This window comes from Gordonibacter sp. RACS_AR68 (genome assembly GCF_030418485.1).
Taxonomy (GTDB): Bacteria; Actinomycetota; Coriobacteriia; order Coriobacteriales; family Eggerthellaceae; genus Gordonibacter; species Gordonibacter urolithinfaciens.
In genome coordinates, this window is sequence record NZ_JAIPUP010000002.1 from 24,495 (window position 1) to 43,972 (window position 19,478).

Below are 19,478 nucleotides of genomic sequence, written 5' to 3' on the forward strand. Positions count from 1 at the left end.
CGCAGGTCGCCGGCTGGGACGCTCGGTCCCCGCCGCAAGCGCGCTGTTTGCGGCCCGCCCGGTTGTAGTCAATCGGCGGCCGGCTACTTGCCGTCCGCGCCCTTTTCAGCCTCGCGGGCAGCGAGGTCGACGGCGATCTGCTCCATCTTCTTCGGTGTCAGACGGTAGCCGAAGAAGAAGGCCGCGAACGCTACGCCGAAGCACACGGCAGGGATGAGGCAGATGATGTTCACCATGCCCTGTGCGAGCTCGGGCGACGCCTCCATGCCCGACACGAATCCGATGGCGGCCAAGCCGAAGCCTGTGAGCAGGCCGGCCACCGCGTTGGCGATCTTCGGGCACCACTGGAACGTGGACATGATGAACGCCTTGGCGGTCTTGCCGTCGCGCCACTCGCCGTAGGCGATGGCGTTGGACTGCATGCCCATCATGGTGCCGTTCATGAAGTTCATGCCGAAGTAGATGCCGCAAATGCACACGATGAAGGCCATCATGCTCGACGCGCCCACGAAGAGGCACACGACGGAGAACGCGAACGACACCCCGATGCCCACCAGGTACGTGGCGCGGATGCCCACCTTGCGGGCGACGGGCTCGGACACGAACGTGGCCACGAGGCCTGTGACGTTGCACGCCGTGAGCATGACGGCCGCCATGGCCACGTCGCCGAACGCGTAGGTGAACACGTACATGGCCATGCTCTGGATGGTCATCTGCGCCACGAAGCGGATGATCTCGGCGAACAGGCCGATGACGGCCGGAAGGTTCGTGAGCCAGTACTTGAGCATCTCGCCCAGGCCCACCTTCTCGCCGGCGGCGAGGGGCGGCACCTTCTCGCCGCGCTTCTTGGCCGCAGCGCGCTCCTCGCATATCTTCTGCGTGGGGTCCATGCCGTCGATACGCTTGTACATGACCACGAACATGACGATCATAATGATGCCGAACACCAGCGCCAGCACCGTGAATCCGGCCGGTCCTGCGTTCTGGGCGTTCTCGCCGGCGGGCACGCGGTACACGAGGCTGTTGATGGCCAGGATAGCCGGCAGCGATATGGCGGCGAACAGCACCTTCACCAGCATGTTGCCCTGCGCCTTGCGCTGCGAGAGCAGCGTGCGGTCGGCCTCGGTCCGGCTGATAACCGGTACGATGGACGTGGCGGCTATCATGAAGAAGCTGGAGAAGAACCCGCCCACGATCTGGAAGAAGATCATCCAAGCCGTCTTGGCGCCCATGTCCAGGAACACGGGATCGACGAACGTCATGAGCAGGCAGACGAACGTCGCCGGCGGCGCCACCAGAAGCCAGCTGCGGTACTGGCCGTGCTTGAGCCACACGCGCTCGATGATGATGGCGGCTATGATGACGAAGAACCACTCGCCCACGCCCGTGACCGCCTTCACGGTGCCCATGACGGTGGGCTCCAAACCGCAGATCTCGGTGAGGAAGTACGACCAGTAGTTGCTGTTCATCTGGTTGAACGCCGTCCAGGTGAGCATGCCGAGGCCGTATATCAGGCCGAGCGCCTGCCCAACGTTGTTCTGGATGGCCGAAACCGCCCGGTCCCCTAGCTGTGAAACCTTCTCGCTCATGCGAAACCCCCTTTGCCGTATGCCGGCCCCCGCGGCGCGCCCTCCCGGTGCACCGCGGGGGCATAATCCTCTACCGAACCGTGAACAGCGCCATGCGCGGCTTGACCGCTTTCTTGGCAAGCTCGTCCACCGGGCCGAACTCCATCGCCAGCGACTGGCAGTGGTGCACGCACGCCGGGACCTTGCCCGCCGCCACGCGCTCCGCGCACAGGTCGCAGCGCTGGGTGGGCAGCGGGACGTAGTCCCATTCCCACGCGTCGCCGTCCAGCTTCCAAGGCCCTATCTGGGCGAGCTTGATGCCCCACTCGCCCTCGCCCAGGCCCTTCTCCACTTTGCATGCCATCTCGCAGGCGTGGCAGCCCGTGCAGAACTCGTAATCGATCAAAAGACCATGTTGTGCCATGCGTCCCATCTCCTTTCCTTAGTATGGCGGCGCCTACAGGTTGTGGTGTTCCGCGTACATCCTCTCGAACTCGGCCCCGTATCCCTCCGGCGCCGGGTAGACACGGCAGAGCTGGGTCTTGTACGACGAGCCGTAGCCGCTCGGGCCGAAGTCCCCCTGCACGGTGAGGCAGTTGATGTTGGACTCCCACACCCCGTAAAGCGACGGCTCCTCCTTGTCGCGCTCGGGGAACCACCAGCCGTGCTCGGCGCTCACCACGCCCTTCATGATGGTGTCGGTGACATGGGCCACCTCGATGGCCTTGCCGTGCGCGTTCTCGATGACGGCCCAGTCGCCCTCCTTGATGCCCGCCGCCTCGGCGTCGGCCGGGTTGATGGCAAACATCGGCCACTTGTGGAACTCGCGCATGGAGCGCAGCTGACGATGCTCGGAATGGAAGTACTCCCAGCAGCGGCGCCCGGTCGTGAGCACGAGCGGGTACTCGGCGAACAGCTCGGGCGTGCTCTCGGGGCTCTCGGGAGGCTCCTTGAAGTAGGGAAGCGGGTCCATGCCCACGTTGTTGTACATGTTGCAGAACAGCTCCACGCGCCCGGACAGCGTGTTGAACCCGGGGTTGCCGTCGAAGCGGAGCTTGCCCGTCTTGTACTTGTAGTACTCGAACTCGGGGTACACGATCACCTTCTCGCGCAGCTCGCTGAACGTGATATGGATGGGAACCGTGGCCATGTTGTTCGTGCAGAACTCCAGCATCTCGGGCACGTCGTCCCAATAGAACAGGTCGGGGTTCATCTTCTTGCCGAGCTCGAGCATCATCTGCTCGTCGCCCACGGCGTCGCCGGTCTGCGTGACCTTCACGATGGAGCGCAGGGGCGTGTACCAGCCGCGCACGCCGTTGCGCTCGCAGCCCATGGCCATAGGGATGAACAGGTCGCCGATGGCCATGGCGGTGGGAGTCATGAACAGGTCGCACACCACCACATGGTCCATGTCCTTGTACACGTCGTACACGCGCCGCGCCTGGCCGGCCATGTTGGTGAACGCCGTCGTGGAGCACATGAACAGCATCTTCACCGGATACGGCACCCCTGTCTCGGCTGCGTCGAGGATAGCCTCGGGGATGGCATGGCCGCCCTTGCCCACGGCGTTCATGAGGCCCCAGTTGCCGTCATCGCCCAAGCGGCCCTCGCGCACGTTCGGCAGGCTCTTGGCAATGTTCTCGCGGATGTCGGACTGCACGTAGCCGAAGTTGATGCCAACGAAGCCGCCAGGGTTGTCGATGTTGCCGGTAAGCGCCTGCACGGCCACGGCCGCATGCGCCGTGCCGTTCGCCCACTTCGTCTGGTCGAAGGCCACGCCCCACTGCAGCGTGGTCACGCCGGCGGTGCCGATGAGGCGCGCTGCCTCGTAGATCTTCTCAGGCTCGCACCAGCAGATCTCCGCGGCGCGCTCGGGCGTCCAGTCGCTCACGCGCTCCTTGTACTCGTCGAAGCCGTAGCACCAGCACTCCACGAACTCCTTGTCGTAGAGCCCCTCCTCCACCATCACGTGCCCGATGGCCAGCGCGAGCGCCGCGTCGGTGCCGGGGCGCACCTGCACGTAGAGCTTGGCATGCGCCGAGAGCCACGTCACCTGCGGGTCGACCACGAACAGCTCCGAGCCGCGGCGCATGCAGTCGATGATCCAGTGCCCGTAGAAGCCGTCGGCGTTGGCGCGCAGCGGGTTGTTGCCCCAGATGATGAACAGGTCGGGGCGCCGGTAGTCGGGGTGGTCGAAGCGCGCCTCGTTGAGCTGTCCGCAGTCGGCGATGAACGTGTCACCCAAGACCGCGTTCATGCCCTGCATGCGCGGCGTGTAGCAGCAGTTGCCCGCGAGCAGGCCGCAGTTGTCGTTCGGCGTGCCGAAGGCGCCCTGCCCCAGCACGTTGGACTGCCAGGTGGCGTTGCGGCCCGTGCCCGCGCCGGTGCAGATGGACTTCGCGCCGTACTTCTCGGTGATGTCCTTCACCATCTCGACGCACAGCTCGTACGCCTCGTCCATGGTGATGCGCTCCCACTTGTCCTTGCCGCGATCTTCGCGGGCGCGCTTCATGGGATAGATTATGCGGTCGGGGTGGTACACGGCCTCCACCATGGCCAGGCAGCGCATGCACAAACGGCCGTCCGTCACCGGCGAGTTGGGGTCGCCTTCGACCTTCACCAGCTTGCCGTCCTTGTCGGTGTAGAACAGGATGCTGCACCCCTGGTGGCAGCCGGGAGCCGACCATTGGCACGTGCGCGTGACGGTGAGGTCCCCTTCCTGGTACTGCCAATCCTTCTTGTAGATTTGAGGATCGAAGCACTCTCTCATGCAATTCTCCTTCCAGCGTTCGCTCTCGTATCACTTCACCTGCTCGCCCTGCTTCTGGGCGCGCGCCCACACGCCCAGCATGACAAGGTTGTCGTTCGACACGACGTTGTCCTCCCCCACCCGGTGGTAGGTCATGCGCGTTTGGAGCTCGGCCGGGTCGCGGAACTCGTGGCGAATGTACAGCTCGCTGTCGAGCAGGTAAGCCTCCTTCGTCTCCGGCGAATCGATCGTCGGCGCATACCGGGCGAGCAACTCCTGATCTGCCATATGAACCTTCCTTCCTCGCAACTCCCTCGGGCCGCCAACCTCCCCGAGGCCCTCCTTCATCCTTCGACCCCGCCGCGTCTCGGCCCATTTGGCCCGCGGCGGCTTCGATGCCGACGAGTTTCCCCGCTTGGCGGCGCCGACGCATCTGCTGCTGGGTATTAACCTGGAAATCATGCTCTGAACTGGCGGTTTGAAACTGTTCCAACGGGGTGCGATACTCTGGGTATTAGCCGCGCCCAGCACCTTTTCCCTGCCGGCCCGCCCCTCTCTTGCGTCGGGAGGACATCGCCTCCACCGCGACGAGCGCCGCGAAGCCGCATCCGGCCACGGCGAGCGAGCCCGCTGCCGATTCCGCACCCCACACGAGCACCTGCAGGCCGTTGATAACGAGCGGCGACAAGGTGGCGCCGAGCGAGACGAACGAGACCAGCACCGAGATGGCCATGGTCACCACGCTCTTGTCCACCGTCTTCGAGATGTAGTAGATGGTGCTGATCTGCTGGATGCCTGATCCGATGCCGAACAGCACCCCGCCCGCCATGATCACCGGAAAGCTGTAGCCGAACGCCGCCACGGCGAGCATTCCCGCGGAGAGGCACCCGAACCCGATGCACAGCGTGGAAGGGCCGAACGTCTTCGACACCTTCCCATATGCGATGCCCACAAGGAAGGACACGACGCTCACCGACGAGGCCACCACCGACACGTCGGCCGTCGTGCCCAGGCCGCGCTCCTGCACCAGCATGGCGATATTGGTGTGGAAGCCGAACAGGAACATCATGGCGAAGAAGAACAGGGCGAACAGGTAGACGGCGCGGGGCTTGAACACCTCCTTCAAGCCGGCCGCACGGCCCTTCCCGCCGACAAGCCGCTTGTCTAGGCCGCCCTCGGGAAGCGCGATATGGGCTACGATGAACACGGGTATCACACCCAGGTACACGAGGAACGCGTTGCCCCAATGGGAAAGCGCCAAGAACCCCACGAGCAGGGCGACCAGCGCCTCCCCAATGAAGTTGAACGCCTGCTTGAACCCGAGAGCGCGACTGCGCTCGCCGTCGTCGTCCCAGGTCTGGCAGATGAAAGCGTTCGCCATGGGGTGCAGGAGCCCCTGCCCGAGACCCACGCAGGCGCTGCACGCGAATAGGGCGTAGATGCTGGGCTCGGGCAAGACTGCGGGGATCATGCCCCCGACGAACAGCACCGCCAGCGCGAACTCCGCGATGCGCTTCTTGCGCACGTACGAGGACAGGAACCCCGAGAACAGCGTTCCGGGGATGCTCACCAGGGGCGGCACCGAGAGCACCATCTGCACCATCGTGCGCGGCACGTCCGGATACGCGTCGCCCAGCACGCCGAGAATCGACGAGAACGCCGAGAACACGCTGTCGTACACCGCGAACCCGAACACGGGCACGAGCACGAGCGCGTGCTCGATCCTGAAATAGGCGAAGAACCTGCGAAACGTCTCTCTCATGGCGCCTTCCCCTTTACGCCGAGGGCCGCTTGCGTCGCCGAGCACAACGCGGCACGGGCCCTGCCGCCGGACCGACGGAGGCCGCGCCTGCGACCGCGCCCCTCGCGCGCCGCAGGGCATCCGCCCGTCGCTTGGCCATGATTGCCACGGGGACGGTTTTTGTCTTGCTACTCAGAGGATTAAATCGGCTCCGGCGGCATCGAAACGAGAAAACGTACTCTCGATAGCATACCGCACGCGATAGAATACGATATATCCGAAACCTGCGGAGCAGCGCATCGGAGGGCGGGCCCTCCCAAGCCGAGCCGCGCGCCGGCTTTCGCATGGGTACGTGGAATCAGGGGGGATACGCGACCATGGCCGAAACCACCAAGGGGCATGCAAATCGAAAGGCGAACCGCTACAGCGAGCGGGAGCTGGCGGGGATCGCGGGGTTCACGCTCTTCACCGCGTCCGTGCTGCTTGCCGCCTTCAGCCCGCTGCTGGCCACGGTCGCAACCAACACGCCCGTCATGCACGGCCTCACCCACGGCACGATGTTCGCCGCCATGGCAGGCTTCTACTTCGTCATCACGCGCTGCAAGGGTCGCAACGAGCTCGTCTCCTCCAACCGGGTGCGAACCGGCTTCCTGGCCCTGCAGCTGCTGTTGCCCGGCATCGTCCTGCTCGAGACGGTGCTCGCGTTCGCACTTCCCCTGGTACTCCAGTTCGCGCTCTGGGCCGTGTTCGGCGCCTCGGGCGCCTACTTCTCGTGCGTCTGGGCGGACGTGCGCAGCTCGCTTGGCGAGGAGCGCATCCGCGCAGCCAACCTATGGTCGTTCGGACTGGCAGGATGCATCGTGGCCGGCGTCTTGGCCATGCCCGGCCCTGCCGCCATCACGGCGTTCCTGCTGCTGTGCGCGAGCTCGTTCGCGCTTCTCGCAGCCTCACCGCCGAGCACGACCGAGCTCACGAGCGAGCGCGACGAGCGCTGGCTGGCGGAGACGAGCCGGTACAGCCCGAACGGCTCCTACATCATGCTGGTCGACGGCATAATGTGCGGCGTGATAGCAGGGCTCGTCGTCGCGCGAATCAGCAAGGGCGTCCTGCCGCCCATCACCATGGGCGCGGCGTTCGTCTGCGTCGCGCTTATTTTCCTGCTCCTGAGCCGGAAGGCGCCCCGGCTCCTTGCCATGGGAAGGGTGCAGCTCGTGCTCTTGCCCTTCCTCGTGTGCGGGCTCATCCTCTCCGGGTTCCTGCAGGCGCCTTGGAACACCGTCGCCGCGCCGCCGCTCTTCGTCATCCTGTACCTGCTGGACTACACGAACGCCTCGGTGCTGTCGCTGCGCGGCACGCTGCTGTCCATCTCACCGTGCTACTGCTTCGCGAGAGGACGCTTCTTCATCGTCCTCGGCCAGGCACTCGGCTGGTTCGCCGGCGCGTTCGTGGCCACGGACTTCGGCAAGGGCTGGCTCACCGTGGCGGCCATGGTCCTCATCATGCTGGTATGCGCCTACATCGTGGTCGCCACCGTCAGGCCCGACCAGTACGCCATCGTGGCCGAGGAGCCCGAGCCCGTCGAGGCGCCTCCCGCCCCGATGTCCGAGCCCGAGACCGACCCCGAGGCGGTGGTGGAGCAGCATTACAAGCACAAATGCGCCGAGGCGACCCGCACCTTCAACCTTACCCCACGCGAGGGAGAGATACTGTTCTACCTGGTGAAGGGGCGCAACGCGCGCCATATCGCCGACCAGCTCTACGTGGCCGAGCGCACCGTCAAGACGCACACCTACCACATCTACCAGAAGATGGGCATTCACTCGCAGCAGGAGCTCATCGACATCGTGGAGGCCCAGGAGGCCGGCGATACGGCATGAAGCGCGCCGGCCGGCCGCGCGTCCAACGCGCCTTCCGCTCCGTCAGGCGCCCTGTGCGCCGATGAGCTGCACGAGCGACAGCGCGCCGCGCACGGCAAGCTTGCCCGCCGCTACGCCCAGCACGCAGGCAACAAGGCTGCCGCCGGCGTAGAGCGCGGCCGTGGCGTACTTGCCGCCCTCGAACAGCGCGAGCGTCTCCAGCGAGAACGTGGAGAACGTGGTGAAGCCGCCGCACACGCCCGTCTTCAAGAAGAGCGCCGCCTCGGCCGACAGGGCCGACGTGGCACCCGCCACCTCGGTTATCGCGCCGATGGCCACCGCACCGGCGAAGTTCACGAGGAACGTCATAAGGGGGAAGTCCCCCTCGAAGGGCACGAGCCCCAGCAGGTAGCGCCCGACGGCGCCCAGAAACCCGCCGGCGCCCACCCAGAGCACCGCTGCCATATCCCGTCCTTTCCGACACCCCCCCGCCGGCCGCGCGGCATGAAAAAAGCCGACGACCCGCGCGCGGGCGCTCCCCCATGGGGAGTCCGTTTGCAGAAGTCATCAGCTTTACGCGGTTCAAGCCTTCGAGCGGCTTAGGGAGAACCTCATTCCCGCAGGCATTCTACCGCTTGCGGGCCCCGCCCGCAAGCGACGCGCTCCCCTCGTCCTCGGGCACGACCTCTTCCACGAACCAGCGCGGGTCCTCGAAGAACAGGTACTTGTCGCGGCCGTGAACCGTCACCAGGTAGCGTATCCCCGTGCCGCCCACCCGGGTGGACGCGCGCCGGATGGCCTCGTGCACCCGGTCGATCTCGAACGTCCGGCCGTCGCGCCACCGGATGGACAGCGGCGTCACGCGCCCGTCCACGTCGATGTTCGCCACCACGTCCACGTATGTCTTGCGAAATCCCATGCGCCCATGCAACCATGCCCGGCACCCCGGCGCAATCGCCCGCATCGACCCGTAGCGAAACGAATGCCCGCTCGTCATGCGCGACGGCCGGTGCAAGCGCCGGCGGTACGGGGTCGGCGGCGCACCAGCGGTCACGGGGCGCTCGGCGGTAAGCGCCAGGGCGGAACCGGAGGGCCACGGCCTCCGTCTCGAATTTCTTTCCCAAGGGAAAACGCCAGCCTTCCCCCGCCTTGCGAGCCGCCTCTTCATGGTTTAATGGTTCGAACAATCGAACCGTATAAGACGCGATGGGCGAAGGAGCATCGATGGACGAACGCGAATGGGCGCAGAGCAGGCAGGACCTCGCAGAGGGGTTCAAGAAGTGCCGGGGCATCATCGGGGCTCTGGGCGACGAGACGCGCCAGCAGATCATCATGGCGCTGTTGGAGGCCGAGGAGTGCGGCTTGCGCGTGGGCGAGATCACGGTGCGCACGCACCTCTCCCGCCCCGCCGTGTCGCACCACCTGAAGATCCTGCGCGACGCGAACATCATCGCCCTTCGGCGCGCGGGCACCATGAACTTCTACCACATTGCCGCCGACGACGCGCAGTGGGCGCAACTCAAGCAGCTCGTCGACCGCGTCTACGAGCTGGTACAGCAGGCCAACCTCGAAGGCTATCTGCAAGACAGCGAAGGCAAGGTGCAGCGATGACAACGAACCCGCACGAGCAGAAGGAGCGCGGCATTATGGAGAAGGTCGAAGGAGGACCCGGCGGCGCCCGCGAAGACGAGGACATGCCCGGGAGAGCGTATGAGGACGCCGCGGCGTGCGAGGATCGCACGACCCCCTCAGGCGGCGCCCTCCCCCTCTGCACCGTCGAGGAGGCGATGGAGCGCCGCCACTCGGTGCGCAGCTTCACCGGCCAACGTATCGAGGGCCCGGTGCTCGCCGCACTGTGCGACGAGCTGGACGCCTGCAACCGCGAGGGCGGCCTGCGCATGCAGGTCGTGCTCGACGAGCCGCGGGCGTTCTCCAGCATGCTGGCGCGCTACGGGAAGTTTGCCAACGTGCGCAATTACGTGGCGATCATCGGGAAGACGGCCGACGACCTGGACGAGCGCGCGGGCTACTACGGCGAGCGCCTCGTGCTCGCAGCCCAGGCGCTCGGGCTGAACACGTGCTGGGCAGCCCTCTCGTTCAGCAAGCGGCAGGTCCGCCGCCTCGCCGGGCCGGAAGAGAGGCTGATCTGCGCGCTGGCGCTCGGCTACGGCGCCACGCAGGGCAGACCGCGCAAGTCGAAGGCACCCGAGGACGTGAGCCGTGCGGCCGGGAAGCCGCCGGAGTGGTTCGAACGCGGCGTGCGGGCGGCGCTGCTCGCCCCCACGGCCCTGAACCAGCAGAAGTTTCGCTTCGAGCTGCTGCCCGACGGCAAGACGGTGCGCGCCCAAACCCTCTCCGGCGCCTACACCGCCGTGGACCTGGGCATCGCAAAATACCACTTCGAGGTGGGCGCCGGCACGGAGAGCTTCGCCTGGGCGTGACAGGGGCGTGACAGGGGCGTGACAGGGGACGGGCGAGACAGGGGGGGGGATAATGTCTCATTCCAATACGTCTGCCGAAGCCTTGCCGCATCGCGGAATGAGACATTATCCCCGTCCCCCTGTCTCGCCCTCGAATCTGCTAGATGCTCAAGTCGCGCCGGTCGAACACCGCCACTGCCGCTGCGAACAGCGCCACCGCGCTCGCGGCCAGCGCAATCGCGCCGCCGACTGCCGACGCGTCGCCTGCGGCCAAGCCGTAGTAGTCGAACAGCGTCAAGGGGTTGACGTTCTCCAGGAACTCGAACTTGTCGCCCACCTTCGACACCATCTGCATGAGGAAGAACAGGATGCAAAGGCCGCCGCCCGCCCACAGAGCCGCCGTGGCGTTCGAAAACAGGCAGGCCGACAGGAAGCACAGGCCCGCGATAGCCAGCCACAGCGCGAACAGCCCCGCGTTCACCTGCAACAACGCCTGCATGTCCAGCTCGCCGGGGAACAGAGTCTCGGCGAATCCCACCTCGAGCGCCGTAACCGCCACCATGAGGGCGGCAAGGATAGCCACCATCACGCCGATCATCGTGCATGCGATGCGCGTGCGGCTGTTCGGCGTTGCCAGCAGGTACGCCATCGCGCCGCGATCGAGGTAGCGCACCATCAGCTTGTTCACCATGATCAGGATCAGCACGAGGATGAAGATGGTCAGCAGGAACCCGTACAGGTAGTTCAGCATGAAGTCGATAAGGGTGGTGGCCTGCGTCGACATGCCGAATGCGGCGAACACCTCAGGCATGCTCTGCATCATGAGATCGAGGCTCTCGCCCAGCTCGGGATCGAACATGCTCACGATCATGCCGATGTACATAGCCAGCACCGCGGCGATGATGCCGCTGACGAACAGGTTGGCGCGCAGCTCCTTCGCGAACAGCGTCTTATTCATGGGAGCCTCCTTTCAACCCCGACCTGCGGTTCGACGCGTCGCAGAAGGTGCCGTACAGGTGCATGAACAGTTCTTCGAGCGTCTGCTCGCGCGCGGTGAGATCGACGATCTCGTACGCGGCCAGGTCCTTCACGAACGCGTCGAGGTTGCCGGACACGGCCGTTTCCACGCTGGTCGTCCCCTGTTTCTGCACGCTGACACCGGTGCCACGGTGGGCCGCCGCGTAGCGGTCGCGCGCGGCCTCGTCGGCGAACGTGACGACGAACAGACGCTTGCGCGACTTCCGCACATCGTCCATGCGCTCTACGGCGGCAAGCTTGCCCCCGCGGATGAACGCCACCCGATCGCACGTGCGCTCAACCTCCTCGAACAGGTGCGACGACAGCAAGATGGTGGTGCCGCGGCGCTTCTCTTCCAGCACGAGGTCGATGAAGCGGCTCTGCATGAGGGGGTCGAGGCCGCTCGTGGGCTCGTCGAGCAGGACGATGTCGGGCGAGGCCATGAACGCGCAGACCAGTCCCACTTTCTGCTTCGTGCCCTTCGACATCTTGCGAATGCGCCGCGCGGGATCCAGCTCGAAGTACTCGATCAGCTGCTCCATGCGCGTGCGGTCGCGCAGCTTCTTCATGCGCGCCATGAATTCCAGGAACGCCGCGCCGGTCATCTCGTCCATGCAGGCGATTTCGCCGGGGAGGTAGCCCAGGTGCTCCTGGATGCGGGCGCGCTGGCTGAAGCAGTTCAGGCCGTTGATGTTCACGGTTCCCTCATCAGGGCGGATGAAGCCCATGAGGTTGCGCATGGTCACCGTCTTGCCGGCGCCGTTCGGTCCCAAAAAGCCGAACACCTCGCCCCGCTCCACGGCAAACGACACGCCGAACACGCCGCGCCCGCTTCCGTAATCTTTCTTGAGCCCCTCGATCGCAATCGCGGGGCCGATTGTTGCGCTCATCGGTATTCCTCCTTGTACGAATAGGCTTTCAGCATGTCGCACCAGCGGTACATCTCGTCCAGCATCGCATCCATGTCGAGGCGCTGATGCAGGGCGCGCTGCTGGTGCAGGTAGCCGTCAGCCAGCCAAATCAGCAGGTCGAGCACGTACTTCGGGTCGATGTCGTCGCGGAACCGGTCAAACCGCACGCATCTGAAGTACGTGGAGAACATCAGGTCGATTTGCCGCTGCGTCCAGCTGTCCATCGTGTCCTTGATGTCTTTGTGCTCCGGGTAGAAGGCCCGGACGGAGAACTCCAGCAGGTAGGGGAAACGCGAAAGCACCTTGCGCTTGGTTTCAGCTGCGTACACGAGCAGATCGAAGAAATCGTCGATCTCGTAGAATCCGTCGTCCACCACCAGATCGGACACCTTCTCCATGAGGTGCTCCATGAGGTAGAGGTACAGCTCCTTCTTGTTCTTGAAGTAGAAGAACAGAAGGCCCTTCGAGATGCCAGCGCGCCGTGCGATGTCCTCGGTCGAAGCGCTTTTGTAGTCGCATCGACCGAACGTTTCCACGGCGGCGTTGACGATAGCCTCGCGTCGCTGTTCGGGGAGGCTCTCGAACTTGCTGAAGTCCGCATGCTCCCTATCGTCCGTTGCACTCATTGCCGCCGCCTCCCTTCCTGCCGCTCTGCGGCCGTTGACCGCTCGGTCAACGGATTGGAGATCATGCTACCCCGTTGACTATTTTTTAGAAGGGGTCGAGGAGGTTTTTTCATTGGGAGAGCCGCCAAGCCCGTAGCGCGCCGGGCCCGCATGCGAGGCCGGCGCCCCCGAGCCATGTCTGCCTCGCATGCGAGGCAGACGGGCACGACCGACGCGCAAGGCCGGCATGTCACGCTGCACCCACCGACGCGCGCTGCCGCCCTCCCCTGCGACCGGCTGAAACGGGGAGGGGCACCCCCAGCCCCCTTCCCCCTCCTGCTCCCTCCCGCCCGCTCCTCCGGTGGCAGCCGGCCCGGCCCCCTCCTCGCCCGTCTGCTATCATGGACCCGTATCACGCGACATGCCCTCCCGCCGACGACAGGAGACGCCATGGCCCGCTCTTCGAACCTCCCCGAACCCACCGCATCCGCCGCTCCCGTCCGCGCGCTCGGAGCGCGCCGCCTGCTGCTGGCGCTCGCCGTCGTCCTGGCGCTCTACGCCGTCGACCTGGCGTGCGCGGCCACCGTGCCCGCCTCGGCCCACGCGTTCGCCGTGAACGTGGCCGTGCCGTTCGACCTCATGGTGTGCGTGCCCGCCGCGTTCTACCTGCTGGTGGTGCGCCGCCGCGGCCTCACGCCCCTGGCCGTGCTGCCAGTGGTGTGGGCGGGGTACCTCGCGGCGTCCCAGCTGGCCGCGCCGGGGCTGCTCTCGCCGCTGGCGGTCTCCGCGGCGGCGGGGTCGGCCGGCACGTTCTCGCTGCTGCCGCCGCTGTTCGCCGCCTCCTTGTACGCCCTTCTGTGGCTCGTGGCCGCCGCGCGCGCCAGCGTGCTGAACCCGCTGCTCGTGGACGACGAGACGCTCACCGTGCGCTGGGCCGCCTTCGTCTGCGAGGACGTGCCGCTGCGCCTCGTGACCGGCGTGGGTGCCGCCGCGCCCGACGTCCCCAAGCGCGAGCGCCTCGACCTGGGCGTCATGGGCGCCCCGCCCTGTTGGATCGAGCTCTCCGAGCCCCTGGAGGTCCGCACGCTCGCCGGAACGCGCCGCCCCGTGCGCGCCATCAACGTGTCGCCCGACAACGCCGCCGCCTTCAAGCGCCTGGTGGGAGCGCGCCTGCGCTAACGGCAGCGCTGGCGCATCGCAGGCCGCGACGAGACGGCCCCGGCCCGGGCATCGCCCGCCCCAGCCGGGCCTGCCAAGCGAGCCATGCCCGGGCCGACCGCAGCCGTGCAAGCCGACCCGGGCAGACCGCAGCCACCCGCACCCCTCGAGCCGCACGGCGACGAAAAAGGCCGGGGGCTGTGCGCCTCCGGCCTGCTGTTTCCTGGAGCCAGTGACAGGACTCGAACCTGCAACCCACAGTTTACAAAACTGTTGCGCTACCATTGCGCCACACTGGCATAAGAATTGTCGTGCCTGCGTATTGTACGACATCCTGCCCGTTTCGGGAAGAAGCATCCCCCATCTTGACAACGAATATCCGTTCGCCCATACTAAGCGAACAGATATTCTCGCGAACACTTGATCTGGCGAACGGGCGTGCGTATGGAACTGATCGACAAACTGGAGATACTTGCCGATGCGGCGAAATACGACGTGGCCTGCACTTCCTCGGGCATCGACCGCGACGCCCAGAAGGGGAAGCTTGGCAACACGATGGCGGCGGGATGCTGCCACAGCTTCGCGGCGGACGGGCGCTGCATCACGCTCTTGAAGGTGCTCATGACCAACGTGTGCGTCTACGACTGCGCCTACTGCGTGAACCGCTGTTCCAACGAGATGAGGCGCGCCGCCTTCACGCCGCAGGAGCTGGCCGACCTCACCATAGCGTTCTACCGTCGCAATTACATCGAGGGGCTGTTCTTAAGCTCGGGCGTCATCAAGAGCCCCGACTACACCACCGAGCTCATGATCCAGACGCTGTCGCTCCTGCGGGGCGAGCACGGCTTCCGCGGCTACATCCACGCCAAGGCCGTGCCCGGCACCTCCCCCGAGCTCGTGGACGAGCTGGGGCATCTGGCCGACCGCATGAGCGTGAACATGGAGCTGCCCTCGCAGCAGAGCCTGGCCCTGCTCGCCCCCGAGAAGAACAAGCAGCAGATCATCGCCCCCATGCGCCAGATCCGCGACAACATCGCCGTGGACAAGGACACCCGCGCGCTCGTGCGCAAGAACACGACCTACATGAAGGCGGTCAAGCCGAAGAAGAAGGAGCGGGCCTTCGTGCCCGCCGGCCAGTCCACGCAGATGATCGTGGGGGCCACGCCCGAGAGCGACTTCCAGATACTCAACCTCTCGGCCGCGCTCTACCGCACGCTCTCGCTCAAGCGCGTGTTCTTCAGCGCCTACACGCCCGTGAACGACGACGCGCGTCTGCCCGGCACCGACGCCCTGCAGCTCAACCGCGAGCACCGGCTCTACCAGGCGGACTGGCTCCTGCGCTTCTACCGCTTCGACGTCACCGAGATCATCGACGAGGAGCACCCGTTCCTGGACCCCGAGGTCGACCCGAAGGCGAACTGGGCCCTCAACAACCTGGACTTCTTCCCCGTGGAGGTGAACAAGGCGCCGCTCGAGGCACTGCTGCGCGTACCCGGCATCGGCGTGAAGGGCGCGCACTCCATCATGCGCGCCCGGCGCTCCACCACGCTCGGCGAGCGCGAGCTGCGCAAGCTGGGCATCGCCTACAAGCGGGCGCGCTTCTTCATCACCTGCAACGGCAGCTACGCCGGCCAGGGAACGGACTTCTCTCGAGAGGGCCTGCGGGCGCATTTAGCCGCAACGCCGAAGGGCGGCGGCCACGGCCGTCGCGCAGACAAAGCCATCCCCGGCCAGCTGAGCCTGTTCGAGAGCGTGGAGACGCCCGAGAAGGCCCGCATCGCGCAGGGTGCGGGGGCCGATCCCCGCGGGCACTTGGGCGCGGCGACAGGCGGTCGCCTGGGAACGGCGCCCGCCGGACAGCTCGGCGGCAGGGCGAACGGACAGCGCCACGGGAATGCCGACGGCGCGTTTGGCTGGCAGCACGCCCTCGAGCAACCCGAGGCGGCCTGCGCATGAGCACCGACCACGGAACCGGCTTCGAACGGCCCTCGGGAGCTGCGGCGGCCGAGGCCGGTTCCGGCCGCTCGGCCGCCCCGGACAAGGGGGCGGGCGGCCGTGCGGCCGCTTTGGCTGCGACGGGAGCGGGACGGGAGCCCGCCGCAGCCGGCGATGCCCCCCATGGGCCGGTAACGCCGGAAGAGCCGCTCCCCGACGTGGCCTACGCCTACGACGGGACGCTGGAAGGCCTGCTCTCGGCGGTGTTCGAGGCGTACGAGCGCCGAGAGGACCCGCAGGACGTCACGGCCCAGGCCGCACTCCAGCCGCGCCTCGGGCAGACGGTGCGCTTCGTGGAGACGGACGTGGAGCGCGCCGTGCGCGTCCAGCGCGGCATCAAGCGCGTCTGCGGCCACGCCGCCTACGACGCCGTCATGCGCGCCTCGCTCTCGGACGAGCCGGACGCCGGCACCGTCGTCTACCGCTTCGTGCGCTACGCCATGGCGGCCAAGCGCCCGCACGACTGCACGGGGTGCCGCCGGCGCGGCTCGTGCAGCGGGCCCATGGCCTCTTCGCGGCCCACCGATTCCCTCGGCTGCTCGGGCAAGGCGCGAGGCAGCGTGCTGAACGACCTGGCCCATCCTGCGGTGGAGCCCCTGCACCGCCTCGTGCGCTCCGTGGGCAACGAGCGCCACCACATGGTGCAGTTCCTGCGCTTCGAGCACCTGGAGAACGGCGTGTGGCTCGCCCGCTGCAACCCCAAGGCCTCGGTGGTGCCGCTGCTCATGGACTGGTTCGCCGGCCGCTTCAACACGCAGCCCTTCATCATCTACGACGAGGTGCACCGTCTGGCGGGCGTCTACGAGGGGCGCGACTGGTACCTCGTGCGCACCGACGAGCTGGACGTGCCCGACCGCGCCGCGGAGGAGGGTCTCATGCAGGCCGCCTGGAAGCGCTTCTACCGCACCGTCGCCGTGGAGGCCCGCTACAACCCGGAGCTCCGCCGCCAGTTCATGCCCAAGCGCCTGTGGAAGAACATCCTGGAGATGCACGAGGACCTCCCCGGCACCGAGCTGGCCCGCGCCGCCGCCCCGCAAGCCGAGCGCCTCTGGCGCGGTTGAGGGAGGGGGAGCTACGGCAGCATCTCCCGCAGCCGGGCGTTTCCCCGGAACCCGCGAGGCACTATCATGGAACCCGACGAGAGAACCGCACGGTGCGGCGGCGAGCCGCAAGAAGGAGGATCCCATGGAACCGGCCAAGGTGTACTTCACGGACTTCCGCACGCAGGCGTTCGGCGACGGGCTGCCCACGAAGCTGAAGAAGCTCGCCCGCCGCGCGGGCATCGCGGATTTGGACCTCGACGGCAAGTTCGTGGCCGTCAAGCTGCACTTCGGCGAGCTGGGCAACGTGAGCTACCTGCGCCCCAACTACGCGCGCGCCCTCGTGGACGTGGTGAAGGAGCTGGGCGGCAAGCCGTTCCTCACCGACTGCAACACCATGTACCCCGGCAGCCGCAAGAACGCCCTCGAGCATCTGGAGTGCGCATGGGAGAACGGCTTCACGCCGCTCACGGCGGGCTGTCCCATCCTCATCGGCGACGGCCTGAAGGGCACCGACGACGTGGAGGTGCCGGTTGCGGGCGGCGAGTACGTGAAGGCGGCGAAGATCGGCCGCGCCATCATGGACGCCGACGTGTTCGTGAGCCTCACGCACTTCAAGGGCCACGAGCTCACCGGATTCGGCGGCGCCATCAAGAACATCGGCATGGGCTGTGGCTCGCGCGCCGGCAAGGCCGAGCAGCACAGCAACGGCCAGCCCGAGATCGACGCAGAGAAGTGCCGCGGCTGCAAGAAGTGCCTGCCCGAGTGCGCGAACGGCGGCCTCGTGTTCGACGAGGCCGCCCGGAAGATGGGCGTGGACAAGGCGCGCTGCGTAGGCTGCGGGCGCTGCCTGGGCGCCTGCAACTTCGACGCCATCGACTTCGCGCAGGATGCCGCCAACGCCGACCTCAACCGCCGCATGGCCGAGTACGCGAAGGCCGTCGTGGACGGCCGGCCGCAGTTCCACGTGTCGCTCGTGGTGGACGTGTCGCCCCACTGCGACTGCCACGCCGAGAACGACGCGCCCATCCTGCCGAACCTGGGGATGTTCGCCTCCACCGACCCGCTCGCCCTCGACCAGGCCTGCGTCGACGCCTGCCTGGCCGCCGCCCCGCTCCCCGGCAGCAAGCTCTCCGACAACCTAGCCACACCCGGCTTCGAAGCCGCCGACGACCATTTCACGAACTCCACCCCCGAGTCGGAATGGCGCACCTGCCTCGAGCACGCCGAGAAGATCGGCCTGGGAACCAGGGACTACGAGCTGGTGAGGATGTAAGCATCTCCCGGGTTGGCGCAGTAAGTCAGCGAGAAGCCCTCTGATTCCGAAGATTGGCGCGTCATGCGGCAGAGCGTACTTCGGTACGCGAAGGCAAGCATGAAAGCGCCAAGATTCGGAATCAGAGGGCTTCGCAGCGTCGGCATGCTCCGCGGGCCGTAGGCACGCGGAGCAACCTACACCCCCGTCAGGTCGAACGGAGGGATGAAGCTCTCCTCGGCCGCACCGCCCTCCTGCCAGAAGTAGTCCTCCACGCCCAGCCCATCGGCGTAGTCGAGCAGGCGCTCGTAGTCCTCGTCCGGCACGCGGAGGGCGAGCTCCGGGCTGCAGCGCAGCGCCGCCGCGGCGCGCTCGTCGCCCGCGGCGGCGGCATCGGCCAGAACCGGCGTGTACTGGTTCATCAGCGACAGCAGCACGTCGTTGCCGAAGCGCTCGTGCACGAGGCGCACCACGCGCTTCGAGTCCTCGAGCGCCCCCGGAAGCATGAGGTGGCGCACCACCGTCCCGCGCACGAGGCGCGGATCGCCGTCCACCTCGTCGAACTCAGGGGCGCCGGTCTGGCGCGCCATCTCGTCCAAGGCGGCCAGCGCCACGTCCGGGTAGTCCGGCGCCTTCGAGTAGCGCGCCGCCAGCGAGGGGTCGGCGTACTTGAAGTCGGCGAGGTACGCGTCCACGGTGCCCGCGTTCGCCTGCACGGCCGCCACCGTCTCGTAGCCGGAGGTGTTCCATACCACGGGAAGCGCCAGCCCCCGCCCGCGCGCCCGCGCAACGGCGGCGCGCGCCTGCGGCGCGTAATGCGTGGGCGTGACGAAGTTGACGTTCAGCGCCCCCTGCGCCTCCAGCTCCAGGAGCATCTCCGCAAGCCGGCCCACATCCACGGCGCGCCCCACCTGGCCGGCGGCTATCACGGCGTTCTGGCAGTAGCAGCAGAGAAGAGGGCAGTGCGCGAAAAACACGGTGCCGCTGCCGCGGCTGCCGCTGATGGGAGGCTCCTCCCAGAAGTGCAGCGCCGCCCGCGCCACCACGAGCGCATCGTCGGCCCCGCAAACCCCGCGCTCCCCTGCCGCCCGGTCCGCCCCGCACGAGCGCGGGCAGAGGTCGCAGGAGGTTGGAAGGTTGTAGCTCATAGCCTCGTGCGGAGC

18 protein-coding genes, 1 tRNA gene and 1 riboswitch are annotated in these 19,478 nt (G+C 66.9%); of the genes, 7 read left to right on the forward strand and 12 right to left on the reverse strand.

The features are described from left to right. Window positions 1–83: 83 nt before the first annotated feature. The 5 genes from K9U15_RS04835 to K9U15_RS04855 all read right to left on the reverse strand — a co-directional run bounded on the left by K9U15_RS04835 (window position 84) and on the right by K9U15_RS04855 (window position 6,079). On the reverse strand, window positions 84–1,589 hold the full coding sequence (locus tag K9U15_RS04835; protein WP_123674440.1) for an MFS transporter: 1,506 nt from the start codon (window positions 1,587–1,589) through the stop codon (window positions 84–86). A 70-nt stretch (window positions 1,590–1,659) separates the two neighbouring features. Then, window positions 1,660–1,992: a 4Fe-4S binding protein gene (locus tag K9U15_RS04840; RefSeq protein WP_154270691.1), complete on the reverse strand. Its 333-nt coding sequence runs from the start codon at window positions 1,990–1,992 to the stop codon at window positions 1,660–1,662. 33 nt (window positions 1,993–2,025) lie between these two features. Then, window positions 2,026–4,338 (reverse strand): molybdopterin-dependent oxidoreductase, encoded by a 2,313-nt coding sequence (locus K9U15_RS04845; RefSeq protein ID WP_301155690.1) that lies wholly within the window; start codon window positions 4,336–4,338, stop codon window positions 2,026–2,028. Between the two features lie 30 nt (window positions 4,339–4,368). Next, window positions 4,369–4,605 (reverse strand): hypothetical protein, encoded by a 237-nt coding sequence (locus tag K9U15_RS04850; RefSeq protein ID WP_154270690.1) that lies wholly within the window; start codon window positions 4,603–4,605, stop codon window positions 4,369–4,371. A gap of 226 nt (window positions 4,606–4,831) precedes the next feature. Beyond that, window positions 4,832–6,079 (reverse strand): MFS transporter, encoded by a 1,248-nt coding sequence (locus K9U15_RS04855; RefSeq protein ID WP_227115381.1) that lies wholly within the window; start codon window positions 6,077–6,079, stop codon window positions 4,832–4,834. Window positions 6,080–6,435: 356 nt separating this feature from the next. Between K9U15_RS04855 and K9U15_RS04860 the strand changes: the two genes are divergently transcribed. Continuing rightward, window positions 6,436–7,935 (forward strand): response regulator transcription factor, encoded by a 1,500-nt coding sequence (locus tag K9U15_RS04860; RefSeq protein ID WP_123649924.1) that lies wholly within the window; start codon window positions 6,436–6,438, stop codon window positions 7,933–7,935. 42 nt (window positions 7,936–7,977) lie between these two features. Here K9U15_RS04860 and crcB read toward each other — a convergent pair whose 3' ends face one another. Both crcB and K9U15_RS04870 read right to left on the reverse strand, forming a co-directional pair. After that, entirely contained in the window at window positions 7,978–8,379 is a 402-nt protein-coding gene (gene crcB, locus K9U15_RS04865; RefSeq protein ID WP_114568427.1) for a fluoride efflux transporter CrcB, read from the reverse strand. 86 nt (window positions 8,380–8,465) lie between these two features. Next, a riboswitch (Fluoride riboswitch) is annotated at window positions 8,466–8,542 on the reverse strand. Further along, window positions 8,543–8,833, reverse strand: coding sequence for a hypothetical protein (locus tag K9U15_RS04870; RefSeq protein WP_154270687.1), 291 nt, complete (start codon window positions 8,831–8,833; stop codon window positions 8,543–8,545). 305 nt (window positions 8,834–9,138) lie between these two features. On the opposite strand from K9U15_RS04870, the gene K9U15_RS04875 reads away from it, so the two are divergent. Both K9U15_RS04875 and K9U15_RS04880 read left to right on the forward strand, forming a co-directional pair. Continuing rightward, window positions 9,139–9,525 (forward strand): helix-turn-helix transcriptional regulator, encoded by a 387-nt coding sequence (locus K9U15_RS04875; protein WP_114568429.1) that lies wholly within the window; start codon window positions 9,139–9,141, stop codon window positions 9,523–9,525. After that, window positions 9,522–10,355 (forward strand): nitroreductase family protein, encoded by an 834-nt coding sequence (locus K9U15_RS04880; protein ID WP_301155691.1) that lies wholly within the window; start codon window positions 9,522–9,524, stop codon window positions 10,353–10,355. Before K9U15_RS04875 ends, K9U15_RS04880 begins: the two co-directional genes overlap by 4 nt. Before the next feature lie 139 nt (window positions 10,356–10,494). Here K9U15_RS04880 and K9U15_RS04885 read toward each other — a convergent pair whose 3' ends face one another. From K9U15_RS04885 to K9U15_RS04895, 3 genes are read right to left on the reverse strand one after another with little or no spacing between them, the layout of a single operon-like run. Next, window positions 10,495–11,292: an ABC transporter permease subunit gene (locus tag K9U15_RS04885; RefSeq protein WP_301155692.1), complete on the reverse strand. Its 798-nt coding sequence runs from the start codon at window positions 11,290–11,292 to the stop codon at window positions 10,495–10,497. After that, window positions 11,285–12,241: an ABC transporter ATP-binding protein gene (locus K9U15_RS04890; protein ID WP_301155693.1), complete on the reverse strand. Its 957-nt coding sequence runs from the start codon at window positions 12,239–12,241 to the stop codon at window positions 11,285–11,287. Before K9U15_RS04890 ends, K9U15_RS04885 begins: the two co-directional genes overlap by 8 nt. Then, window positions 12,238–12,888, reverse strand: coding sequence for a TetR/AcrR family transcriptional regulator (locus K9U15_RS04895; protein ID WP_096228186.1), 651 nt, complete (start codon window positions 12,886–12,888; stop codon window positions 12,238–12,240). Before K9U15_RS04895 ends, K9U15_RS04890 begins: the two co-directional genes overlap by 4 nt. Before the next feature lie 429 nt (window positions 12,889–13,317). Between K9U15_RS04895 and K9U15_RS04900 the strand changes: the two genes are divergently transcribed. Continuing rightward, on the forward strand, window positions 13,318–14,046 hold the full coding sequence (locus tag K9U15_RS04900; protein ID WP_096228185.1) for a hypothetical protein: 729 nt from the start codon (window positions 13,318–13,320) through the stop codon (window positions 14,044–14,046). Window positions 14,047–14,249: 203 nt separating this feature from the next. On the opposite strand, the gene K9U15_RS04905 is transcribed toward K9U15_RS04900, so the two are convergent. Next, window positions 14,250–14,324: transfer RNA gene (locus tag K9U15_RS04905), tRNA-Thr, on the reverse strand. Between the two features lie 145 nt (window positions 14,325–14,469). On the opposite strand from K9U15_RS04905, the gene K9U15_RS04910 reads away from it, so the two are divergent. The 3 genes from K9U15_RS04910 (at window position 14,470) to K9U15_RS04920 (ending at window position 18,336) form a co-directional block, all read left to right on the forward strand. Further along, window positions 14,470–15,981 (forward strand): putative DNA modification/repair radical SAM protein, encoded by a 1,512-nt coding sequence (locus K9U15_RS04910; protein WP_123674447.1) that lies wholly within the window; start codon window positions 14,470–14,472, stop codon window positions 15,979–15,981. Next, complete coding sequence (locus K9U15_RS04915; RefSeq protein WP_241557753.1) at window positions 15,978–17,081, forward strand: TIGR03915 family putative DNA repair protein; 1,104 nt, start codon at window positions 15,978–15,980, stop codon at window positions 17,079–17,081. Before K9U15_RS04910 ends, K9U15_RS04915 begins: the two co-directional genes overlap by 4 nt. A gap of 124 nt (window positions 17,082–17,205) precedes the next feature. Further along, window positions 17,206–18,336, forward strand: coding sequence for a DUF362 domain-containing protein (locus tag K9U15_RS04920; protein WP_301155694.1), 1,131 nt, complete (start codon window positions 17,206–17,208; stop codon window positions 18,334–18,336). 176 nt (window positions 18,337–18,512) lie between these two features. Here K9U15_RS04920 and K9U15_RS04925 read toward each other — a convergent pair whose 3' ends face one another. Beyond that, the gene (locus K9U15_RS04925; RefSeq protein ID WP_123674449.1) at window positions 18,513–19,463 is read right to left on the reverse strand and encodes a radical SAM protein; all 951 of its coding nucleotides are present in this window, start codon (window positions 19,461–19,463) and stop codon (window positions 18,513–18,515) included. Window positions 19,464–19,478 lie beyond the last annotated feature (15 nt).